The organism is Leptolyngbya cf. ectocarpi LEGE 11479, from assembly GCF_015207065.1.
GTDB classification, from domain to species: Bacteria; Cyanobacteriota; Cyanobacteriia; order Phormidesmidales; family Phormidesmidaceae; genus Leptothoe; species Leptothoe ectocarpi.
In genome coordinates this window covers 1-6,232 of the sequence record NZ_JADEXP010000369.1, presented here as the reverse complement: position 1 = coordinate 6,232, position 6,232 = coordinate 1, and the positions used below count along the sequence as shown (strand labels likewise).

Sequence of the window (6,232 nt, the reverse complement as noted above, 5' to 3'; positions counted from 1 at the left end):
AAGCAGTCTTTAGCAATCCACCTAACTATATTTATATTAGAGATGACAGTGAAGACAAAAGTTATAAAGTTGAAGCAGGCCAAAGCTTCCTAAATATGGAAACCATCAAGTGGCTAGAAGAGAATCCTAACAATCTGGGAGGAATTACTACAGCTAGAAAGGTGAATACAGTCGATGACGAGAATGAAAGCCAGGTAGAAACAGTAGAAGTCAAGGATGGCCACCACAGATTTGTTGGCAACGTATTATACAAAGGATCAGTAGATTTAAAGATCGGTGAGGATGTCGGGCAGACAAATGATAGTTGGTCATCAATGAAGTGGCACAAACATCCAAATGAGGCTTATCACACTGATGAAGAAGCCCAAAAGAAAAAAGATAAGCTCGAAAAAAGAAGACAAAGGATGATGAAAAAAAATAGAGATAGAAAGCGAAATAAAAATAAAAATAAAAGCTAAAAAGAGTAAGAGTTATATAAAAGTAAGCAGGCAGTTCTAATACAAATGTTGAACTAAGCTGCTGTTTCAAACAAAATAAACTAAGAGGTCTGCAGTTAATGTTAACTAGGAACTGCAGACCTCTTTTAGATTTTACTTAGGTTCTAGAGCGATCATCACTACCGATACGCTGCGTTCCATAATTACACAGACGGTAGTGGACCCCAAGAAACAAAGGAACGGTAAGCTGAGTTTCTAGCGACGGCGTCTTCTACTGTTGATGACTCTACTCCATCGGTTGTGCTATCCAATTCAAGAATTTCATGGCCCTTGTCACCATAGTGCTCTTTGGCTTCACCATGGCTATTAACAATCTTATTACCTGTGGATAACGCGACATGCTGGCCAGCTGTACCAAATAGAACAATATGGCCCCGTGGAATACTGTCAGGCAGGGTGGGTAGACCTGTGCGAGCTTTCTTAGGATCGCATTGGCCAGAAGGCGATTTGAGAATTTGTTTCAAAAATGCTGCAGCTTTATCGAACTTACCATAGCCAATCTCATACCGTTGCACCCACTCTGGTAAAGAAACATCCTCTACACCAGTTACTTTTAGAGCACGAATAATAAAGTCTTTGGTGACTAGTCCTGCCCTGTAGGCTCCATAGAGTACAGCTTCGTAGCAGTTCATCGCACCTGGATTTTGGGTAACTCTATATCGTCTAATGTCGCTCTTCGAGAGCTTTTCATACACTAGCCAGCCGTAAAATACATTTTGCATTCTAAGCGACTTTGCTCCACCAAATTTTGCGGATGGCGTCCACGATAAATCATCCTGTTTTAAGCTTTCCATCCCTTGGACAAGCTGATCGCCTGCAACAGAATCAACCATCTGTTCAAGGTCATCCCAAGTAGCAAATGTTGTCTGGCTATTTTCGATCGTTTGCAAAATTCCTTGTAGGGCTGGTTTGTGTTCGTCTTCAATCCCCCATAGCTCTGTGATTTCATCTACTGTGTAGGATGTATTAACGTCTTGAATTTCAAGGTCTCTTTGAATAATAGATTGGGCTGATGCCGTGATGGGCTGTCGTCGAACAGCACTGCTATTTTGCTGCATCACATGGGTTAATTCATGGGCTAGCAGTTCCTGCCCGCTACGGTTATCAGGGTTGTACTCTCCCTGTTTAAAGAAGACATCTTGACCCGTGGTAAACGCTTTGGCCTGAATCGATTGACTGAGATGAGCTGCCTGGCTATCAGTATGAACCTTTACCCCACTGAAATCAGCTCCCATGGCGGACTCCATTTGACTCTGCACGTTAGGTGCTAAGGGACTACCACCAGTGCGGGCCTGGTTTAAGTTCTTCTCAAAATCATGGCTGGCTGGGCCAATGGCAATAGAACTTTGACGCTGTAAGGGTAAGCGCATCAAAGGGGCTGCTACCGTAGGCATTTGATGAAGAGCAGGTTGTTCTTGATCTGATTGGGAATTGTCAATGTGCTTTACGACAGTTTTTGCCACATTGTCTGCTTCTTGTTCATAGCTATTGTTTGGCTCACCAATCGTTAGTTTTGCTTGGACCGAGCCGGGTATAAGGCTTTGATTAGGGGTCGATGGTGATGATGGCTCAACTGTGCTTACTGTAAGATTACTGAAATGAAAGGGATTAGTAGCCGTTTCTAGCTTTGACGCCACATTGATCTCTCCCTGAGGCGTTTTAGAAGAAAAGGACCGAGGTTCCGGCAATATAGCTATCTTGGGAGTGGTTCGTTGCTTTTGAATTGGGCTGCGATCTCGATTTTTCATAGGTAATTCCCAATTATCAATTAAGCATTATTCGCTTCAAGAGCGAGCCGACATAATTCAAGTTCATAGATGCTTAGCATGTATCTAATACCTATTGAGCCCATATCAGCAGATCTTTTCCAAACGCATAGTCGGCATACCAGCTTTTCAGACTGGTAATAGTTTCTTTGATCTTGACTATATCTTGTGGAGTAGTTGTTATCTTAACTTTATTCTTCTTATTCTTCTTGTTCCTGCGCTTCTTCTTGTTCTTTTTGTTACCACTCTTATTCTCTTGATTTTTATTCTTTTTTATTACTAACTCTTCTAGAGATTGGCATCTTTGTAGCACAGCTTTAATTGCCCCCTCCATCGGATCATGAACACTGGAATTATAATCAGACGTGTTGTCTAGGTTTTCCCAGTTTTCATGTCTTCCCTTCATTTGAGGCATGGCCTTAATTTGCTGAATGAGGCCATTATGATCCTTGTTATTACCACCTTTAGAATGAATAACGCCGATCTTTTCATTGGTTCTCACCATGTCATCATCAACTGATTTGCCACCAATTCTGATATTGCTACTCTTAGTAGTAAACTCGATGCTTATTTTTTGTTTTTTTAGATAATTAGCAACATCCTTGGAAGTCTCACTTAAGTTGCCGTTCTTGAGGTTCACACCACTGCCAGATGATATATAAGCCTTGAAAGATATCGTGCCATCTAGCTGAGACCTCATGTCTTTAATCATGCCATCAATAACTGTAGGAATTGAATTATCAGCATCGATATGGGTAACAGCATAGATACAATCTCCATTTTCATCAGCTGCAGACATGGCCAACGCTGTACAGGTGGCTGCTCCTGTCGTTGCTAATCCGCTAAACTCATTGAAACTTTTGGTGACATGATAATAGCTTTCAGGAACAACAATATCTTGCTGCATATTGCTTTTTTCGTTGTTGGATAAATATCCTTGTGTTTTATAAATCTTTGTACATTCTTTTTCAAATTCATTGTTTGACAGTTGACTGATATAGTCTTCGTAGGTTTGACCTTTTAGCCCTGCCAGCCTAGTGAGTCCATTGTATATCTGTGTTTTCAGGGGTGATTTCTGGAATTCTTTTACTTTTTTCAGGTTATCAACGTATTTCTCGACATTGTCAGGAATGCCATCTTCTTTATTTCTCTGAATTGCTGTACTCTTCACAGAAGAAATAGTTGTATTTCTTTTTATTGGCTCATGCATTCTCTGCACCTTGGCTGAGCCAGATTGCTGTACAACATGAGTTAATTCGTGGGCCAGCAGCTCCTGTCCACTACGACTATTGGGGTTATATTCTCCCTGCTTAAAGAAGACATCTTGCCCGGTGGTGAAGGCCTTAGCCTGAATTGAGCGACTTAGCTGGTCAGCTTGATAATCCGTATGGACTTTTACTCCACTAAAATCTGCTCCCATGGCAGACTCCATCTGACTTTTGATCGTTGGCTCTAGGGTACTGCCACCGCTACGAGAACTGTTTAAGTTACTCTCAAATTCATTGCTAGCAGTTCCTCCCGAAATTGATCCCTGACGCTGGATCGATGACGTCATTGAACTCATTGTCAGGGAACTACGCTGAATCTCATCTTCACGCTGAGCCTGTGGGCTGTTGATTTTTTGCACAACAACTTTTGCTACATTGTCAGCTTCTTGCTCGTATTTGTCACCCGGTTCACCAATAGTGAGCTTGGTTTGGATAGGCATAAAATCCGTTGTGGGATGAGAGGCTACTGCTGTAGTCCCATTGATACCTATCTGACTAAGATCAAAGGAAGTAGTAGAAATGTCTGCTTTTGGTGCAATGACTGTTTCTAACGAATCAGTATCTGTTACAAAAGGACGTAATGGTGGCAACGTAGTATGTTTGGATGAGGATGACTGTTGTTGCTTTTTAGAGGTGCGATCGCGACGAGTCATAATAAATTTCGATATATTAATTTACCAAAACAATTTACCAAAACGATGTTCTGATAGATTTCTGCAATAGAGCTGATATAGCCAACAGTTAGGAAGGCGGTGGCGGTGGTAGAGATTCGACAAGCTGAGTTTCTATCAACGCAGTCAGGGTGTCTTGAGCCAGACTGTGATCAGGATTCAGGGCCAGGGCAGCTTCTAAATCAGCGGTGGCCGCAGCGTAGTCTTCTAGGTGAAGCCAGGCGACGCCGCGTCCGGTGAGAGCATCGGCATGGGTAGCATCGAGGGTAAGAACGTTGTCGTAGGTTGCGATCGCACCTTCATACTCCCCCAACGCCGACAGGGCCACCCCCTTGTTGTACCAGGCCTGCACTGATTCCGAATTCAGTGCAATTGCCTGTTCCGCCGAGTCCAGCGCTTCTGCGTACTGTTCTAGCTGCCAAAGAACCAAGCTACGATTGGTCCAGCCCCAGTCACTAAACGGATTTAAGGCCAAGGCCTGGTTGTAGGTCGCGAGAGCATGGGTATATTCTCCCGTAGCGCGAAAGATCAGACCGCGAGTAAACCAGGCGGGGGCATAGGTGTCATCTAGATAGAGGGCCTGTTTATTAGCAGCGAGAGCTTCGGGATAGCGTTCTAGATACCAGAAGATAGTGCTGCGATGATTATGGGCTGCCACATAGTCCGGCTGGATGCCCACAGCTCGGTTGATGGAGGCCAGCGCTTCCTCATATTGTTGGGTGCCCGTGAGGGAAATACTGCGTTCATTCCAGGCCTTAGCAAGAGTTTGATTGCCCCAGTCACCATCGCCATCCAGGGCGGCATCACAGGCAGCCAGAGCGGGTTCATAACTGCCCAGGCGATTGAGTAAGGTGCACTGCCCCAATAAAGCCAGGGCATAATCTGCTTTGATGGCCACGGCTTGGTCATAGGAGACCAGGGCCTCTTGGTTACGGCGCAGTGCTTCTAGCACCTGTCCCTGGGCTGCCCAGGTGAGGGCATTATTTGGATCTAGACCGATGGCCTGGTCATAGGCAAAAATCGCCTCGTTGTACTGACTTAGCTGGGTGTGGGCCTGTCCCCGGTGGGTCCAGGCGTGGGCAGGCCCAATCTCTCCCCACTGTTGATCGATGGCTAGGGCTGTCCCACAGGCATCTAGGGCATTCTGGGGGCGCTCTAAGGCGCCATAGGCTTCACACTGGCGCGTCAGTACAAGGGAATTTTCGGGGTCTAATAGTAAAGTGCGCTCGTAGGCCACCAGGGCTAGCTCATACTGTTGGGCCTGGGCCAAAATCTCACCGCGATAAAACCAGGCCAAAGCGGGGTTCTCGCTGCCCCAGTTGCCGTTCACACGGAGGGCATCGTTGCACTTGTCAAGGGCGGTTTCATTTTTTCCGAGGGCGGTGTAGGCCACACATTGGTAGGCGATGGCCAGGGAGTTTTCGGGGTCAAAGGTGAGGGCACGGTTGGCGGATGCGATCGCATCTGGAAACGCATCCAGACTGACTAAAATACCACTGTGCTGTGCCCAGATATCAGCATCCTCAGGTTCTAGCGCAATCGCCTGCTCACAGGCCGCTAGGGCATTTTCATAGTCTTCAGCACCGGCCTGCAGCCGACACAGATCGGTCCAATAGGTTACATCCGACAGCGCCTCAAATGAAGACGGCTGCGCCTGGGTTGGCACGATAGAGACGAGCGCTGTGGTAACAACGGTAACGCCAGGGATCAGATACTTGGACCACGAAAACAACATGACAACTCATCAATCTTTATTCATGTAGAGTGCCCAGATTGCCCACAAGGCTCCCCGAATTCTTAACCAAAACCAATATTTGGGCAGGTGATCCAAAATCTGAGAATCCAAGTTTCTAGCAGGGAACCTTAGGTTATATGGAGATTTCTTGTTATGAAACGCTCAATTCTAGTTCCAACTCAGTTTGTTTGGCTAAAATGAGGGCATAGAGTTTGGAGGCCAAGGACGATGGCCAAACGCAAACGACGAGGAGTCGCCGGGGATAAAACGATCTGCCTACCGATAGCCGAGGGGA

The 6,232-nt window shown here is 45.7% G+C and carries 4 protein-coding genes; 1 reads left to right on the top strand and 3 read right to left on the bottom strand.

The window, feature by feature from the left end; all coding sequences use genetic code 11:
• Positions 1 to 458: hypothetical protein (locus tag IQ260_RS25870; protein ID WP_193995963.1), on the top strand; the 458-nt coding region annotated here is incomplete at its 5' end.
• Positions 459 to 640: 182 nt separating this feature from the next.
• Here IQ260_RS25870 and IQ260_RS25865 read toward each other — a convergent pair.
• The 3 genes from IQ260_RS25865 to IQ260_RS25855 all read right to left on the bottom strand — a co-directional run bounded on the left by IQ260_RS25865 (position 641) and on the right by IQ260_RS25855 (position 5,937).
• The gene (locus IQ260_RS25865; protein ID WP_193995962.1) at positions 641 to 2,245 is read right to left on the bottom strand and encodes an eCIS core domain-containing protein; all 1,605 of its coding nucleotides are present in this window, start codon (positions 2,243 to 2,245) and stop codon (positions 641 to 643) included.
• Between the two features lie 91 nt (positions 2,246 to 2,336).
• Complete coding sequence (locus tag IQ260_RS25860) at positions 2,337 to 4,184, bottom strand: eCIS core domain-containing protein (RefSeq protein ID WP_193995961.1); 1,848 nt, start codon at positions 4,182 to 4,184, stop codon at positions 2,337 to 2,339.
• Positions 4,185 to 4,272: 88 nt separating this feature from the next.
• The gene (locus IQ260_RS25855) at positions 4,273 to 5,937 is read right to left on the bottom strand and encodes a tetratricopeptide repeat protein (RefSeq protein WP_193995960.1); all 1,665 of its coding nucleotides are present in this window, start codon (positions 5,935 to 5,937) and stop codon (positions 4,273 to 4,275) included.
• Positions 5,938 to 6,232: the final 295 nt, after the last annotated feature.